Genomic DNA, 15183 nt, shown 5'->3' with positions numbered 1-15183 from the left:
CCTGCACCGAGATGTTCGCTCTGCAGGGAAAGCGTCCCTGTTGTCTCTTCCCCTGTTATCATCTCCATGTCACAATTTGTGCGTAATTTATTCACCGTTGCACCTGGAACTTGTGGATAAAATCACTGTCTGATAAAAGAGTGAATGCTAATCTCGTGGCTCAAACGCTTTGGCATGGTTGTTGCCTGATGGGGACAGCCTGGACCAGAAGAAACATTGAGAGGAATGAATGACCAAAGAAATGCAAACTTTAGCTTTAGCCCCTGTTGGTAACCTGGAATCTTATATCCGGGCTGCGAACACCTGGCCGATGTTAACGGCCGAGGAAGAAAAGGAGCTTGCTGAAAAGCTGCATTACCAGGGCGATCTGGAAGCAGCGAAAAAGCTGATCCTGTCTCACCTGCGCTTTGTTGTTCACATTGCTCGTAATTATGCGGGCTATGGCCTGCCGCAGGCGGACTTGATTCAGGAAGGTAACATCGGTCTGATGAAGGCTGTACGTCGCTTCAACCCGGAAGTGGGTGTGCGACTGGTCTCCTTCGCCGTGCACTGGATCAAAGCAGAAATTCATGAATACGTGCTGCGCAACTGGCGTATCGTGAAAGTCGCCACGACAAAAGCGCAACGTAAACTGTTCTTCAACCTGCGTAAAACCAAGCAGCGTCTGGGCTGGTTCAATCAGGATGAAGTTGAAATGGTGGCGCGCGAGCTGGGCGTATCCAGCAAAGACGTGCGTGAGATGGAATCCCGTATGGCCGCGCAGGACATGACCTTCGATATGTCCTCCGACGACGACGGCTCTGACAGCCAGCCAATGGCACCGGTTCTGTATCTGCAGGATAAAACCTCTAACTTTGCTGACGGCATTGAAGAGGATAACTGGGAAGATCAGGCCGCGAACAAGCTGACTTCAGCAATGGAAGGCCTCGACGAACGTAGCCAGGATATTATCCGCGCCCGCTGGCTGGACGAAGACAACAAGTCCACGCTGCAGGAGCTGGCCGACCGCTACGGCGTCTCCGCTGAACGTGTGCGTCAGCTTGAAAAGAACGCCATGAAAAAACTTCGCGCCGCTATCGAAGCGTAATTTCCGCGATGTCCCCGATAACCCTCGAATGCAAATTCGGGGGTTTTGTTTTTTTATCTCCCGCTCTGGCGAATTCCCTCCCCCTGGCAAACACTTACAGATGCGCTAAGCAGGTGACTTTCTCAGGGGGACAGGGTGAAAAACAGTGAACTGAATGACCGGCGTTTGCAGGCGACGCCGCGCGGTATCGGCGTGATGTGTAACTTCTACGCCGATAAAGCCGAAAATGCCACGGTGTGGGACGTCGAGGGTAACGAGTATATCGACTTCGCCGCCGGGATTGCGGTGCTGAATACCGGCCATCGGCATCCAAAAGTTATTGCCGCCATCGAAAAACAACTCCACGCATTTACCCATACGGCATATCAGATTGTCCCGTACGAAGGCTATGTGGCGCTTGCCGAGCGTATCAACCAACGTGTACCCGTTGATGGGCCTGCCAAAACGGCTTTCTTCTCTACGGGAGCAGAGGCGGTCGAAAACGCGGTAAAAATTGCCCGCGCGTATACCCGTCGTCCTGGCCTGATCGCCTTTGGCGGTGCCTTCCACGGCCGTACCTTTATGACGATGGCGTTGACGGGGAAAGTGGCGCCGTACAAACTCGGTTTCGGTCCGTTTCCAGGATCGGTTTATCACGCACACTATCCAAATGATCTGTACGGCGTCAGCACGGCAGAAGCGTTAAAAAGCCTCGAACGCATCTTCAAAGCCGACATTGCGCCGGACCAGGTGGCGGCCATTATCCTGGAACCGGTTCAGGGGGAGGGGGGATTCAACATTGCCCCCGCCGATTTTATGCAGGCCCTGCGCGAACTGTGCGATACGCACGGAATTTTGCTGATTGCTGACGAAGTGCAAAGTGGCTTTGCGCGAACCGGCAAGCTGTTCTCGATGGAACACCATTGCGTGAAGCCGGATTTGATCACCATGGCGAAAAGCCTGGCCGGCGGGATGCCGCTCTCGGCGGTCTCTGGCCGGGCGGAAGTGATGGATGCCCCCGCTCCTGGCGGGCTGGGCGGGACTTACGCCGGCAACCCGCTGGCGATTGCCGCAGCCCATGCCGTGCTGGATGTGATTGATGAAGAGGATCTCTGCACGCGCGCGGCGCATCTTGGCCATCATCTGGTGGAAGTGCTGAACAAAGCGAAGGGCGACTGTCCGTTTATCGCTGATATTCGTGCCCAGGGCTCAATGGTGGCGGTGGAGTTTAACGACCCGCAAACCGGGCTGCCGTCGCCGGAATTCACGCGTCAGGTCCAGGAGCGTGCGTTACAGGAAGGTCTATTGCTGCTGAGCTGCGGCGTGTACGGCAACGTTATCCGTTTCCTCTATCCGCTTACCATCCCCGAAGTTCAGTTCCGTAAAGCGCTGGATATTATCTCCGCGTCGCTGACACGTTAAAGCCCTGGCCCGGCGGTGATCCCTGCCGGGCTTATCATATATTCATTTCAAATTAGCTATTCCAAAATCATAAAAATGGGGTATGTTTTAGCAGAGTATGCTGAAAAAGCGCGACTGTCATACCTATAACTGAAATAAAGCGCTACACAACAACATCACGACAATCGTAATAACCATAATAATGGGGAATCTCAGGATGAATATGAAGGGTAAAGCGTTACTGGCAGGATGTATCGCGTTGGCATTCAGCACGATGGCACAGGCCGATATTAAAGTGGCTGTCGTGGGCGCGATGTCCGGTCCGGTAGCACAGTACGGCGACCAGGAATTTACCGGCGCAGAACAGGCGGTTGCAGACATTAATGCTAAGGGCGGCATCAAGGGCGAAAAACTGCAGATCGTAAAATATGATGATGCCTGTGACCCGAAACAAGCGGTTGCCGTGGCGAACAAAGTGGTGAACGACGGAATCAAATACGTTATCGGTCACCTGTGCTCCTCTTCCACGCAGCCCGCGTCTGATATCTACGAAGACGAAGGCATTCTGATGATCACCCCGGCTGCAACGGCGCCGGAGCTGACCGCACGTGGCTATAAGCTGACCCTGCGTACCACCGGTCTGGATTCAGACCAGGGCCCAACCGCGGCAAAATACATTCTGGACAACGTGAAGCCGAAGCGTATCGCGATTGTTCACGACAAACAGCAGTACGGTGAAGGTCTGGCGCGTGCCGTGCAGGATGGTCTGAAGAAAGGCAATGCCAATGTGGTCTTCTTCGACGGTATCACCGCCGGTGAGAAAGACTTCTCCACTCTGGTGGCGCGTCTGAAGAAAGAGAATATTGATTTCGTTTACTACGGTGGCTATCACCCTGAAATGGGCCAGATCCTGCGTCAGGCACGTGCGGCCGGTCTGAAAACCCAGTTTATGGGTCCGGAAGGGGTTGCGAACGTTTCCCTGTCTAACATCGCCGGTGAGTCTGCTGAAGGCCTGCTGGTGACCAAACCGAAGAACTACGACCAGGTGCCTGCGAACAAACCGATCGTAGATGCCATCAAGGCGAAGAAACAGGATCCAAGCGGCGCGTTCGTCTGGACCACCTACGCTGCGCTGCAGTCTCTGCAGGCGGGTCTGAACCAGTCAGCCGATCCGGCTGAGATTGCCACCTGGCTGAAAGCCAACTCTGTCGATACCGTGATGGGTCCGCTTTCCTGGGATGCGAAGGGCGATCTGAAAGGCTTCGAGTTCGGCGTGTTTGACTGGCATGCTAACGGAACGGCGACCGACGCCAAATAAAAGCAAACGGCAACCTTTCGGTTGCCGTTTTAGTATTTGCACCCTCTCCTGTGGGAGAGGGGCGGGGTGAGGGCATCAGGCGGCATTCAGCAAACCTGACGTTTCTCCCACCCGTTTTCCTGCGCCGTAAACCCTAACGCCTGCATAAACGCCGCCATCACGCCGCGGTCTTCCACGCCCACGTCGGCCATCCACCAGGAGGTGACGTTCGGGTTTTCACGGATTATCTCTTCAATTAAATACTGCCCCACACCGCGACGACGGGTCACGTCACGTACGCGCAGTGAGTCCAGCGCCCCTTCGGTGCCGCTCAGCGTCACGCGAACCGCGGCGAGCAGACGCTCGTTAAAGCGCGCGGCGTAGATGCGGTGTGTCTCATCGACACGGAGCGACGAAGGGGAATATTCCGGCCAGATCTTGCCCAGGTCGATATGATCCTGGTCGCTAAAGGTCACCAGACGCACGATAGTCAGTTTCATTAGCTGCTTGTCCAAATCAAATTGAGTAGGGGCAGTGTACTCAATTTGTTCCCTCAGCGGCTTCCTCTTTTTATCCCGGCTCACCAGGTGATTAGTTTTTTGGCAGCGCGAAGGGCAGTTTGAAAACACATGGATCGAAAAATAAGCAGAATTTTAACCTGAATGGCAGTGAATTATTCGGCGCTTTGTACCGTTATTTTATGCTGCAAACTGCAATTTTATTTGTTTATCTCTGCCTTGTTTCAGAATATTATCTTTGCTTAATCGCCTGAAAAATAGAGATTTTAGTCTGGTTTTTATGAAAAAACTGCGCTAAACCATTAAAGGCGCTGGTAAAAATAGCGTTGTGCATTAAAAGTACAGAATGCTTTTTAACCATAATAAAACAAAATATATACACGACATCACGAATGGGGATTCAGAGATGAAAAGGAACGCGAAGACGTTAATCGCGGGGATGGTTGCATTGGCGATTTCGCATGCAGCCATGGCGGAAGATATTAAGGTTGCTGTAGTGGGTGCGATGTCCGGTCCTGTTGCCCAGTGGGGGGACATGGAGTTCAACGGTGCTCGCCAGGCAATCAAAGACATCAACGCCAAAGGCGGCATCAAAGGCGACAAGCTGGTTGGCGTGGAATATGACGACGCCTGCGATCCCAAACAGGCCGTCGCGGTCGCTAACAAAATCGTGAACGATGGCATCCAGTACGTGATTGGCCACCTGTGCTCGTCGTCCACCCAGCCTGCGTCGGACATCTACGAAGACGAAGGCATTCTGATGATTACCCCGGGCGCAACCAACCCTGAACTGACTCAGCGCGGTTATCAGCACATCATGCGTACTGCCGGTCTGGACTCGTCTCAGGGACCAACCGCCGCCCGATACATCCTCGACACCGTCAAGCCGACGCGCATCGCCATTATTCATGACAAACAGCAGTACGGCGAAGGCCTGGCGCGCTCCGTTCAGGACGGGCTGAAAAAAGGCGGCGCGAATATCGTCTTCTTTGATGGCATCACCGCTGGCGAGAAAGATTTCTCCGCGCTGATCGCCCGTCTGCAAAAAGAGAATATCGATTTTGTTTACTACGGCGGCTACTACCCGGAAATGGGTCAGATGCTGCGTCAGGCGCGTTCGGTCGGGCTGAAAACCCAGTTTATGGGGCCAGAAGGCGTCGGTAACGCCTCCCTGTCGAACATCGCCGGGGACGCAGGCGAAGGCATGCTGGTGACGATGCCAAAACGCTATGACCAGGATCCTGCGAACAAGGCTATCGTAGACGCGCTCAAGGCGCAGAAGAAAGATCCAAGTGGTCCGTACGTCTGGATCACCTACGCGGCGGTGCAGTCTCTGGCAACCGCGCTGGATCGCACCGGCAGCAAAGAACCGCTGGATCTGGTGAAAGATTTAAAAGCACACGGGGCGAACACCGTGATTGGGCCGCTGAACTGGGATGAGAAAGGCGATCTGAAGGGATTTGAGTTTGGTGTCTTTAAGTGGCACGCCGACGGTTCGTCCTCGGTCGCCAAATAATTATCCCACCGCCCGGACCGCCGGGCGGGTATAAAAAGGTTTGCATATGTCCGAGCAGTTTCTCTATTTCCTGCAGCAGATGTTTAACGGCGTCACGCTGGGAAGCACCTACGCGCTGATCGCCATCGGCTACACGATGGTTTACGGCATTATCGGCATGATTAACTTCGCCCACGGCGAGGTCTACATGATCGGTAGCTATGTCTCCTTTATGATTATCGCCGCCCTGATGATGATGGGTATCGACAGCAGCTGGCTGCTGGTCGCCGCCGGGTTTGTCGGCGCGATTGTGATTGCCAGCGCCTATGGCTGGAGCATTGAACGCGTGGCGTACCGGCCGGTGCGTAGCTCCAAACGCCTGATTGCGCTGATCTCCGCCATCGGGATGTCGATCTTCCTGCAAAACTACGTCAGCCTGACGGAAGGCTCGCGCGACGTGGCGCTGCCAAGCCTGTTCAACGGTCAGTGGGTGGTCGGTGCCAGCGAGAACTTCTCTGCCTCTATCACCACCATGCAGCTGGTGATCTGGGTGGTGACCTTCGTTGCAATGCTCGCCCTGACGGTCTTTATCCGCTACTCGCGTATGGGACGCGCCTGCCGTGCCTGCGCAGAAGATCTGAAGATGGCGAGCCTGCTTGGCATCAACACCGACCGCGTTATCGCCCTGACCTTTGTGATTGGGGCAGCGATGGCGGCGGTCGCGGGTGTCCTGCTGGGGCAGTTCTACGGCGTTATCAACCCGTACATCGGCTTTATGGCCGGGATGAAAGCTTTCACCGCGGCGGTCCTGGGCGGTATCGGCAGTATTCCAGGCGCGATGATTGGCGGCCTGATCCTGGGCGTGGCCGAAGCGCTCTCCTCCGCGTATCTGAGTACGGAATATAAAGATGTGGTGTCATTTGCCCTGCTGATTCTGGTTCTGCTGGTAATGCCTACCGGTATTCTGGGTCGTCCGGAGGTAGAGAAAGTATGAAACCGATGCATTTCGCAATGGCGCTCCTCTCTGCCGCCATGTTCTTCGTGCTGGCAGGCGTCTTTATGGGCGTCCAGTTAGAGCTGGACGGCACAAAACTGGTGGTGGATACCGCCGCCGACATTCGCTGGCAGTGGATATTCATTGGCACCGCGGTCGTGTTTCTGTTCCAGATGCTGCGTCCTGTGTTCCAGAAGACGCTGAAAAGTGTCTCCGGTCCGAAATTCGTTCTGCCGGCTCTCGACGGCTCAACCGTTAAGCAGAAGCTGTTCTTCGTGGCGCTGCTGGTGGCTGCGGTGGCGTGGCCGTTTGTGGTCTCTCGCGGTACGGTCGATATCGCGACCCTGACCATGATCTACGTGATCCTCGGTCTGGGCCTGAACGTGGTGGTGGGGCTGTCTGGCCTGCTGGTGCTGGGCTACGGTGGTTTCTACGCCATCGGGGCCTATACCTTCGCGCTGCTGAACCACTATTACGGTCTCGGCTTCTGGACCTGTCTGCCGCTGGCGGGCCTGGTCTCCGCCGCGGCGGGCTTCCTGCTGGGCTTCCCGGTCTTACGCCTGCGCGGTGACTATCTGGCGATTGTGACCTTAGGCTTCGGCGAAATCGTGCGTATCCTGCTGCTCAATAACACCGAAGTGACTGGCGGCCCGAACGGGATCAGCCAGATCCCGAAACCGACCTTCTTTGGTCTGGAATTCAGCCGTACGGCTCGCGAAGGGGGCTGGGATACCTTCAGCAACTTCTTCGGCGTGAAGTACGATCCGTCCGACCGGGTGATTTGGCTCTACCTGGTGGCGCTGCTGCTGGTGGTGCTTACCCTGTTCGTGATTAACCGTCTGCTGCGTATGCCGCTGGGCCGTGCGTGGGAAGCGCTGCGTGAAGATGAAATCGCCTGCCGTTCACTGGGCCTCAACCCGACCCGCATCAAGCTGACCGCGTTTACCATCAGCGCCGCGTTTGCCGGTTTTGCCGGTACGCTGTTTGCCGCGCGTCAGGGCTTTGTCAGCCCCGAATCGTTTACCTTTGCTGAATCTGCCTTTGTACTGGCGATTGTGGTGCTCGGCGGTATGGGCTCGCAGTTTGCCGTTATCCTGGCGGCCATTCTGCTGGTGGTCTCCCGTGAGCTGATGCGCGACTTTAACGAATACAGCATGCTGATGCTGGGTGGTTTGATGGTGCTGATGATGATCTGGCGTCCGCAGGGCTTGCTGCCGATGACCCGTCCACAGCTGAAGCTGAAAAACGGGCAAGCGAAAGGAGAGCAGGCATGAGCCAGCCATTATTATCCGTTAACGGCCTGATGATGCGTTTTGGCGGCCTGCTGGCCGTCAACAACGTGAATCTGGATCTGCACAAGAAAGAGATTGTCTCCCTGATTGGCCCTAACGGCGCGGGGAAAACCACGGTCTTTAACTGCCTGACCGGTTTCTACAAGCCGACGGGTGGCACCATCAAGCTGCGCGATCAGCATCTGGAAGGGCTTCCGGGCCAGCAGATTGCCCGCATGGGGGTGGTGCGTACCTTCCAGCACGTGCGTCTGTTCCGCGAGATGACGGTGATAGAGAACCTGCTGGTGGCGCAACACCTGCAGCTCAAAACCGGTCTTTTCTCTGGCCTACTGAAAACCCCGGCCTTCCGCCGTGCTCAGGATGAAGCGCTCGACCGCGCCGCCACCTGGCTCGACCGTATCGGCCTGCTGCAGCATGCGAACCGTCAGGCCAGCAACCTGGCCTACGGTGACCAGCGTCGTCTGGAGATCGTGCGCTGCATGGTGACGCAGCCAGAAATCCTGATGCTCGATGAACCGGCGGCAGGGCTTAACCCGAAAGAGACCAAAGAGCTGGACGAGTTGATTGCCGAACTGCGCGATCATCACGACACCACCATCCTGCTGATTGAGCATGATATGAAGCTGGTGATGGGCATTTCTGACCGTATCTACGTGGTGAACCAGGGCACGCCGCTGGCAAACGGGACGCCGGAAGAGATCCGCAACAACCCGGACGTGATCCGTGCATACCTGGGTGAGGCATAAGATGGAAAAAGCGATGTTAACGTTCGACAAGGTTAATGCTCACTACGGCAAGATACAGGCGCTGCACGACGTCAGCCTGCATATCAATCAGGGCGAAATCGTCACCCTGATTGGCGCGAACGGTGCGGGTAAAACCACGCTGCTCGGCACCCTGTGCGGCGACCCGCGCGCCACCAGCGGGCGGATTGTCTTTGATGGCAAAGATATTACCGACTGGCAAACCGCCAGAATCATGCGTGAAGCGGTAGCGATTGTCCCGGAAGGGCGTCGCGTCTTCTCACGAATGACGGTGGAAGAGAACCTTGCGATGGGCGGCTTCTTTGCTGACCGCGACCAGTACCAGTCCCGCATCAAATGGGTCTATGAGCTGTTTCCACGTTTGTGGGAGCGCCGTATTCAGCGGGCCGGCACGATGTCTGGTGGTGAACAGCAGATGCTGGCGATTGGCCGCGCGCTGATGAGCCAGCCGCGTTTGCTGCTGCTGGATGAACCGTCGCTCGGTCTTGCGCCGATCATCATTCAGCAGATCTTCGACACCATCGAACAGCTGCGTAAAGAGGGGATGACCATCTTCCTCGTCGAGCAGAACGCCAACCAGGCGCTGAAGCTCGCCGACCGCGGCTACGTGCTGGAAAACGGCCACGTGGTGCTCTCCGATACTGGTGACGCGCTGCTGGCGAACGAAGCGGTGCGAAGCGCCTATCTCGGCGGCTAGATAAAAGCAAAAGTAAAAAGGCAACGTCAGTTGCCTTTTTTCATGCAGGGCACCAGACCGTACCGAACTTACCCCAACCGCCTTCACACAACCATCATCCGCCTGACGTTTTGTTGTCATCTCACTGTAAAGAAACAGTTATTTTTCTGTCATTCGAGCATGTCATGTTACCTCGCGAGCATAAAAACGCGTGATATCGCGCATTCGGCACAATAAGAGAGATGACAATGACATCGTTACGACACACAGCTTTGGGTCTGGCAATGGGGCTGACTTTTGCGGCGAACGCAATGGCTGTCACCACCATTCCGTTCTGGCATTCCATGGAAGGGGAGTTGGGTAAAGAAGTTGACTCCCTGGCGCAGCGTTTCAACGACACCCATCCGGATTACAAAATTGTGCCGGTGTACAAAGGTAACTACGAGCAGAGCCTGAGCGCGGGCATTGCCGCTTTCCGTACCGGTAATGCACCTGCGCTGCTTCAGGTTTACGAAGTCGGTACTGCGACCATGATGGCCTCTAAAGCCATTAAACCGGTCTACGAAGTGTTTAAAGACGCAGGTATCAACTTCGACGAATCGCAGTTCGTGCCGACCGTGGCGGGTTACTACACCGATTCCAAAACCGGTCATCTGCTGTCTCAGCCGTTTAACAGCTCCACGCCGGTGCTGTACTACAACAAAGACGCCTTCAAGAAAGCCGGTTTAGATCCGGAACAACCGCCAAAAACCTGGCAGGATCTGGCGGCGTACACCGCTAAGCTGAAAGCGGCGGGGATGAAGTGCGGCTACGCCAGCGGCTGGCAGGGCTGGATCCAGATTGAAAACTTCAGCGCCTGGCACGGCCTGCCGGTGGCCACCAAAAACAACGGCTTCGACGGCACCGACGCGGTACTGGAGTTCAACAAGCCAGAGCAGGTGAAGCACATCGCTCTGCTTGCCGATCTCAACAAGAAGGGCGATTTCAGCTACTTCGGGCGTAAAGACGAATCCACCGAGAAGTTCTACAACGGTGACTGCGCGATTACGACCGCCTCTTCCGGCTCTCTGGCGGATATCCGTCATTACGCAAAATTCAACTACGGCGTAGGCATGATGCCTTACGACGCTGACGTGAAAGGCGCACCGCAGAACGCCATCATCGGTGGGGCGAGCCTGTGGGTCATGCAGGGCAAAGACAAGGGCACCTACAAGGGCGTGGCCGAGTTCCTCGACTTCCTGGCGAAGCCAGAGAATGCCGCCGAATGGCATCAGAAAACCGGCTACCTGCCTATCACCACGGCCGCGTATGACCTGACCCGCGAGCAGGGCTTCTACAGCAAAAACCCGGGCGCGGATATCGCGACGCGTCAGATGCTCAACAAGCCGCCATTGCCGTTCACCAAAGGCCTGCGTCTGGGGAATATGCCGCAGATCCGTACCATCGTAGATGAAGAGCTGGAAAGCGTGTGGACCGGGAAGAAAACCCCACAGCAGGCCCTGGATACTGCGGTAGAGCGCGGTAATCAGCTGCTGCGCCGCTTTGAGCAATCAACAAAGTCTTAATCATTTTACCCTCATCCTGTCCCTCTCCCTGCGGGAAGGGCTGGGGTGAGGGCTACCTACGCTGAGCTAAACTATGTCCTCATCCCGTCCGGTGTTCCGTTCGCGCTGGCTGCCGTATTTGCTGGTCGCGCCGCAGCTGGTCATCACCGTTATCTTCTTTATCTGGCCTGCGGGCGAGGCGCTCTGGTACTCGGTACAAAGCGTCGATCCGTTTGGGCTTTCCAGCCAGTTTGTCGGGCTGGATAACTTTACCGCGCTGTTCCATGACAGCTATTACCTCGACGCCTTCTGGACGACCATGAAGTTCAGCGCGCTGGTCACTGTCAGCGGCCTTGTCGCATCGCTCTTTTTCGCGGCGCTGGTGGATTACGTGGTGCGCGGCAGCCGTCTGTATCAGACGCTGATGCTGCTACCTTACGCCGTGGCGCCTGCCGTCGCCGCCGTGCTGTGGATCTTCCTGTTTAACCCAGGGCGCGGGCTGATTACCCATTTTCTGGCGGAGTTCGGCTACGACTGGAACCACGCCCAGAACAGCGGTCAGGCGATGTTCCTGGTGGTCTTTGCGTCGGTGTGGAAACAGATCAGCTACAACTTCCTGTTCTTCTTTGCTGCGCTGCAGTCTATTCCGCGCTCGCTGGTTGAAGCCGCGGCAATTGATGGTGCAGGGCCGGTCCGTCGTTTCTTTAGGCTGTCGCTGCCGCTGATTGCCCCGGTGAGTTTCTTCCTGCTGGTGGTCAACCTGGTTTACGCCTTCTTCGACACCTTCCCGGTGATCGACGCCGCCACGGCCGGTGGCCCGGTGCAGGCCACGACGACGCTTATCTATAAGATCTATCGCGAAGGCTTTGCCGGTCTGGATCTCTCGGCATCCGCCGCCCAGTCGGTCGTGTTGATGTTCCTCGTCATCCTTCTCACGGTAGTGCAGTTCCGTTATGTCGAAAGTAAGGTGCGCTACCAATGATCGAGAACCGTCGCGGGCTGACGATGTTCAGCCACACCATGCTGATTTTGGGCATCATCGTCATTCTGTTCCCGCTGTACGTGGCCTTCGTTGCCGCCACGCTGGACACCAAAGCGGTGTTTGATACGCCGATGACGCTGATCCCAGGCGGGCATCTTTTCGAAAACATGAAAATCATCTGGACCCAGGGCGTGGGCGCTAACAGCGCGCCATTCTGGCTGATGATGCTGAACAGCTTCATCATGGCGTTCGGTATTACGGTGGGCAAAATCACGGTGTCGATGCTCTCGGCCTTCGCCATCGTCTGGTTCCGCTTTCCCCTGCGTAACCTGTTCTTCTGGATGATCTTCATCACCCTGATGCTGCCGGTAGAAGTGCGTATCTTCCCGACGGTGGAAGTGATCGCCAACCTGAAGATGCTGGACAGCTACGCAGGTTTAACCCTGCCGCTGATGGCCTCGGCCACCGCCACCTTCCTGTTCCGCCAGTTCTTTATGACCCTGCCGGACGAGCTGATTGAGGCCGCGCGTATTGACGGAGCCTCGCCGATGCGCTTCTTCCGTGACATCGTGCTGCCGCTGTCGAAAACCAACCTTGCGGCGCTGTTTGTCATCACCTTTATCTACGGCTGGAACCAGTATCTGTGGCCGCTGCTGATTATTCAGGACGTCAATCTTGGCACCGCCGTGGCGGGCATCAAAGGTATGATCGCCACCGGTGAAGGCACCACGCTCTGGAATCAGGTGATGGCGGCGATGCTGCTCACCCTTATCCCCCCGGTCGTTATCGTTTTAGCCATGCAGCGTGCGTTCGTGCGTGGTTTAGTGGACAGTGAGAAATAACATGGCAGGTTTAAAATTACAGGCAGTGACCAAAAGCTGGGACAACAAAACCCAGGTCATTCAGCCGTTAACGCTCGACGTGGCGGACGGGGAATTTATCGTGATGGTTGGCCCGTCAGGCTGCGGCAAATCAACGCTGCTGCGCATGGTTGCCGGGCTTGAACGTGTGACCAGCGGCGATATCTGGATCGATCGCCAGCGCGTGACCGAGATGGAGCCGAAGGACCGGGGCATCGCGATGGTGTTTCAGAACTACGCCCTTTACCCGCACATGAGCGTGGAAGAGAACATGGCATGGGGGCTGAAAATCCGCGGGATGGGCAAAAGCCATATCGATGAGCGCGTGAAAGAGGCGGCGCGTATTCTGGAACTGGATGGCCTGCTCAAGCGACGTCCGCGTGAACTGTCCGGCGGACAGCGCCAGCGCGTGGCGATGGGGCGCGCCATTGTGCGTGACCCTGCGGTGTTCCTGTTCGACGAGCCGCTCTCAAACCTTGATGCCAAGCTGCGCGTGCAGATGCGCCTTGAGCTGCAGCAGCTGCACCGTCGTCTGAAAACCACCTCCCTGTATGTGACGCACGATCAGGTGGAAGCGATGACCCTCGCCCAGCGCGTGATGGTGATGAACAAAGGCGTCGCCGAACAGATTGGCACCCCGGTGGAGGTATACGAGAAACCGGCCTCCCGCTTTGTGGCGAGCTTTATTGGCAGCCCGGCGATGAACCTGCTGGAAGGGCGGATCAGCAGTGCCGGTACGCACTTTGAGCTGGAAAGTGGGATGGCGCTGCCCGTAAACGGGTACTATCGTGGCTATGCCGGGCGTAAGATGACGCTCGGTATCCGCCCGGAACATATTGGGTTAACCTCACAGGCGGAAGGCGGCGTGCCGCTGGTCATGGACACGCTGGAGATGCTGGGGGCTGACAACCTGGCGCACGGACGTTGGGGTGAACAAAAAATGGTGGTGCGTCTGGCCCATCAGGAGCGCCCTAAAGCAGGCAGCACACTGTGGCTGCATCTGCCGGAAAATCACCTGCACGTATTCGACGGTGAAACAGGACAACGTATATGAGTAACTGGCCTTATCCCCACATCGTCGCCCACCGGGGCGGCGGTAAACTGGCGCCGGAAAACACGCTGGCGGCTATCGATATGGGCGCGCATTACGGTCACACGATGATCGAGTTCGACGCCAAGCTATCGAAAGACGGCGAGATTTTCCTTCTGCATGATGACAACCTCGAACGTACCAGCAATGGCTGGGGCGTGGCGGGAGACCTGCCGTGGCGCGATCTGCTGAACGTCGACGCCGGAAGCTGGTACAGCAGCGAGTTCAAAGGCGAGCCGCTGCCGCTGCTGGCGGAAGTGGCCGACCGCTGTCGCCTGCACGGCATGATGGCCAATATCGAAATCAAACCAACCACCGGCACCGGGCCGCTCACAGGTAAAGTCATTGCGCTGGCCGCGCGTGAGCTGTGGGAGGGCATGACGCCACCCCTGCTGTCGTCGTTTGACATTGATGCCCTGGAGGCGGCGCAGGCGTCCGTCCCGGCGTTGCCGCGCGGACTGTTGCTTGATACGTGGCGTGATGACTGGCGTGAGCTGACCAGCCGTTTAGGGTGTGTGTCGATTCACCTGAACCACGCGCTGCTGGATGAGGCGCGGGTAAAAATGTTGAAAGAGGCGGGGCTGCATATCCTGGTCTATACCGTCAACAAACCCCAGCGCGCGGCGGAGCTGCTGCGCTGGGGGGTGGACAGTATCTGTACCGATGCGATTGACGTGATCGGCCCGAACTTTAGTTCTGCGAAGAATTAAGCATCCCGCCATTCGACGGTGACTGGGACGGCAGCATATGCTGCTGTCCGCTGCCCGACGAGGTCATTCCGCCCAGCATCCCGCCGTTTGGGTTAGGCAGCGGCTGCTCACGCACCTGACCCTGCTGTATGCGCTGGGTGTTGGTGTTCATCTGGTTTTGCAGGCTTTGCTGCTGCATCTGGGTCTGCGTTTTCAACTGCTGGTTTAGCATCCCTTTCTGCTGTTGCTGCTGGCTCATCATCTCCGTTTGCATACGCTGCTGGCTTGGAATGACGTAGCCCTGCTGGTTCGGGTTGTTCATCGTATTGAGTGGCTGTGCGAGCGCGGCAAACGGAAGCAGCGCCGTAAGAATCAGTAAGCGTTTCATTGTCATCTCCCTTCTTTTGAGGCTTCTCTTAAGTTTACCCTGATTTCACCATGACGATGATTTTTTAGGAGTTGTGAACCAGGCTTAAGCGGGGAATATGGCCCTCTTCACCTGGAGAACAATAATG

The 15183-nt window shown here is 56.5% G+C and carries 15 protein-coding genes; 13 read left to right on the top strand and 2 right to left on the bottom strand.

Translation table 11 applies throughout. The annotated features are described in order from the left end of the window. The first annotated feature begins 229 nt into the window (after nucleotides 1-229). The 3 genes from rpoH (at nucleotide 230) to livJ (ending at nucleotide 3785) form a co-directional block, all read left to right on the top strand. Complete coding sequence (gene rpoH / locus AM379_RS06440; protein ID WP_014172011.1) at nucleotides 230-1087, top strand: RNA polymerase sigma factor RpoH; 858 nt, start codon at nucleotides 230-232, stop codon at nucleotides 1085-1087. Nucleotides 1088-1222: 135 nt separating this feature from the next. Beyond that, nucleotides 1223-2488, top strand: a complete 1266-nt coding sequence (locus AM379_RS06435; RefSeq protein WP_032679136.1) for a 4-aminobutyrate--2-oxoglutarate transaminase — start codon at nucleotides 1223-1225, stop codon at nucleotides 2486-2488. A 196-nt stretch (nucleotides 2489-2684) separates the two neighbouring features. Next, a complete protein-coding gene (livJ, locus tag AM379_RS06430) occupies nucleotides 2685-3785 on the top strand; it encodes a branched chain amino acid ABC transporter substrate-binding protein LivJ (protein ID WP_072126534.1) in 1101 nt (366 codons plus the stop codon). 86 nt (nucleotides 3786-3871) lie between these two features. On the opposite strand, the gene panM is transcribed toward livJ, so the two are convergent. Then, nucleotides 3872-4264: an aspartate 1-decarboxylase autocleavage activator PanM gene (gene panM / locus AM379_RS06425; protein WP_020884545.1), complete on the bottom strand. Its 393-nt coding sequence runs from the start codon at nucleotides 4262-4264 to the stop codon at nucleotides 3872-3874. Nucleotides 4265-4688: 424 nt separating this feature from the next. Between panM and livK the strand changes: the two genes are divergently transcribed. From livK to ugpQ, 10 genes are all read left to right on the top strand, one after another. Then, nucleotides 4689-5798 (top strand): high-affinity branched-chain amino acid ABC transporter substrate-binding protein LivK, encoded by a 1110-nt coding sequence (gene livK / locus AM379_RS06420; protein WP_020884546.1) that lies wholly within the window; start codon nucleotides 4689-4691, stop codon nucleotides 5796-5798. Between the two features lie 46 nt (nucleotides 5799-5844). Continuing rightward, the gene (gene livH, locus AM379_RS06415) at nucleotides 5845-6771 is read left to right on the top strand and encodes a high-affinity branched-chain amino acid ABC transporter permease LivH (RefSeq protein ID WP_020884547.1); all 927 of its coding nucleotides are present in this window, start codon (nucleotides 5845-5847) and stop codon (nucleotides 6769-6771) included. Then, nucleotides 6768-8045 carry a branched chain amino acid ABC transporter permease LivM gene (gene livM, locus AM379_RS06410; RefSeq protein ID WP_014172003.1) on the top strand — a complete coding sequence of 426 codons (1278 nt, stop codon included), beginning with the start codon at nucleotides 6768-6770 and terminating at the stop codon, nucleotides 8043-8045. The genes livH and livM overlap by 4 nt, the downstream gene beginning before the upstream one ends. Then, the gene (livG, locus tag AM379_RS06405; protein WP_014172002.1) at nucleotides 8042-8809 is read left to right on the top strand and encodes a high-affinity branched-chain amino acid ABC transporter ATP-binding protein LivG; all 768 of its coding nucleotides are present in this window, start codon (nucleotides 8042-8044) and stop codon (nucleotides 8807-8809) included. Before livM ends, livG begins: the two co-directional genes overlap by 4 nt. 1 nt (nucleotide 8810) lies before the next feature. Beyond that, nucleotides 8811-9524 (top strand): high-affinity branched-chain amino acid ABC transporter ATP-binding protein LivF, encoded by a 714-nt coding sequence (gene livF, locus AM379_RS06400; protein WP_020884549.1) that lies wholly within the window; start codon nucleotides 8811-8813, stop codon nucleotides 9522-9524. Between the two features lie 227 nt (nucleotides 9525-9751). Then, nucleotides 9752-11068 (top strand): sn-glycerol-3-phosphate ABC transporter substrate-binding protein UgpB, encoded by a 1317-nt coding sequence (gene ugpB, locus AM379_RS06395; protein WP_106503544.1) that lies wholly within the window; start codon nucleotides 9752-9754, stop codon nucleotides 11066-11068. A 73-nt stretch (nucleotides 11069-11141) separates the two neighbouring features. Beyond that, nucleotides 11142-12029, top strand: coding sequence for a sn-glycerol-3-phosphate ABC transporter permease UgpA (gene ugpA / locus AM379_RS06390; RefSeq protein ID WP_014171998.1), 888 nt, complete (start codon nucleotides 11142-11144; stop codon nucleotides 12027-12029). Then, nucleotides 12026-12871: a sn-glycerol-3-phosphate ABC transporter permease UgpE gene (gene ugpE, locus AM379_RS06385; protein WP_106503543.1), complete on the top strand. Its 846-nt coding sequence runs from the start codon at nucleotides 12026-12028 to the stop codon at nucleotides 12869-12871. Before ugpA ends, ugpE begins: the two co-directional genes overlap by 4 nt. A gap of 1 nt (nucleotide 12872) precedes the next feature. Next, on the top strand, nucleotides 12873-13943 hold the full coding sequence (locus AM379_RS06380) for a sn-glycerol-3-phosphate import ATP-binding protein UgpC (RefSeq protein ID WP_020884551.1): 1071 nt from the start codon (nucleotides 12873-12875) through the stop codon (nucleotides 13941-13943). Continuing rightward, nucleotides 13940-14689, top strand: a complete 750-nt coding sequence (gene ugpQ, locus AM379_RS06375; protein WP_059305699.1) for a glycerophosphodiester phosphodiesterase — start codon at nucleotides 13940-13942, stop codon at nucleotides 14687-14689. Before AM379_RS06380 ends, ugpQ begins: the two co-directional genes overlap by 4 nt. Here the strand turns inward: ugpQ and AM379_RS06370 are convergent. After that, nucleotides 14670-15056: a DUF2756 family protein gene (locus tag AM379_RS06370; protein WP_020884553.1), complete on the bottom strand. Its 387-nt coding sequence runs from the start codon at nucleotides 15054-15056 to the stop codon at nucleotides 14670-14672. The genes ugpQ and AM379_RS06370 overlap by 20 nt on opposite strands. Nucleotides 15057-15183 lie beyond the last annotated feature (127 nt).

This window comes from Enterobacter cloacae complex sp. FDA-CDC-AR_0132 (genome assembly GCF_003010695.1).
Lineage (GTDB): Bacteria > Pseudomonadota > Gammaproteobacteria > Enterobacterales > Enterobacteriaceae > Enterobacter > Enterobacter ludwigii.
The sequence above is the reverse complement of the archived record's forward strand: the minus strand, read 5'-3'. Positions and strand labels throughout refer to the sequence as shown.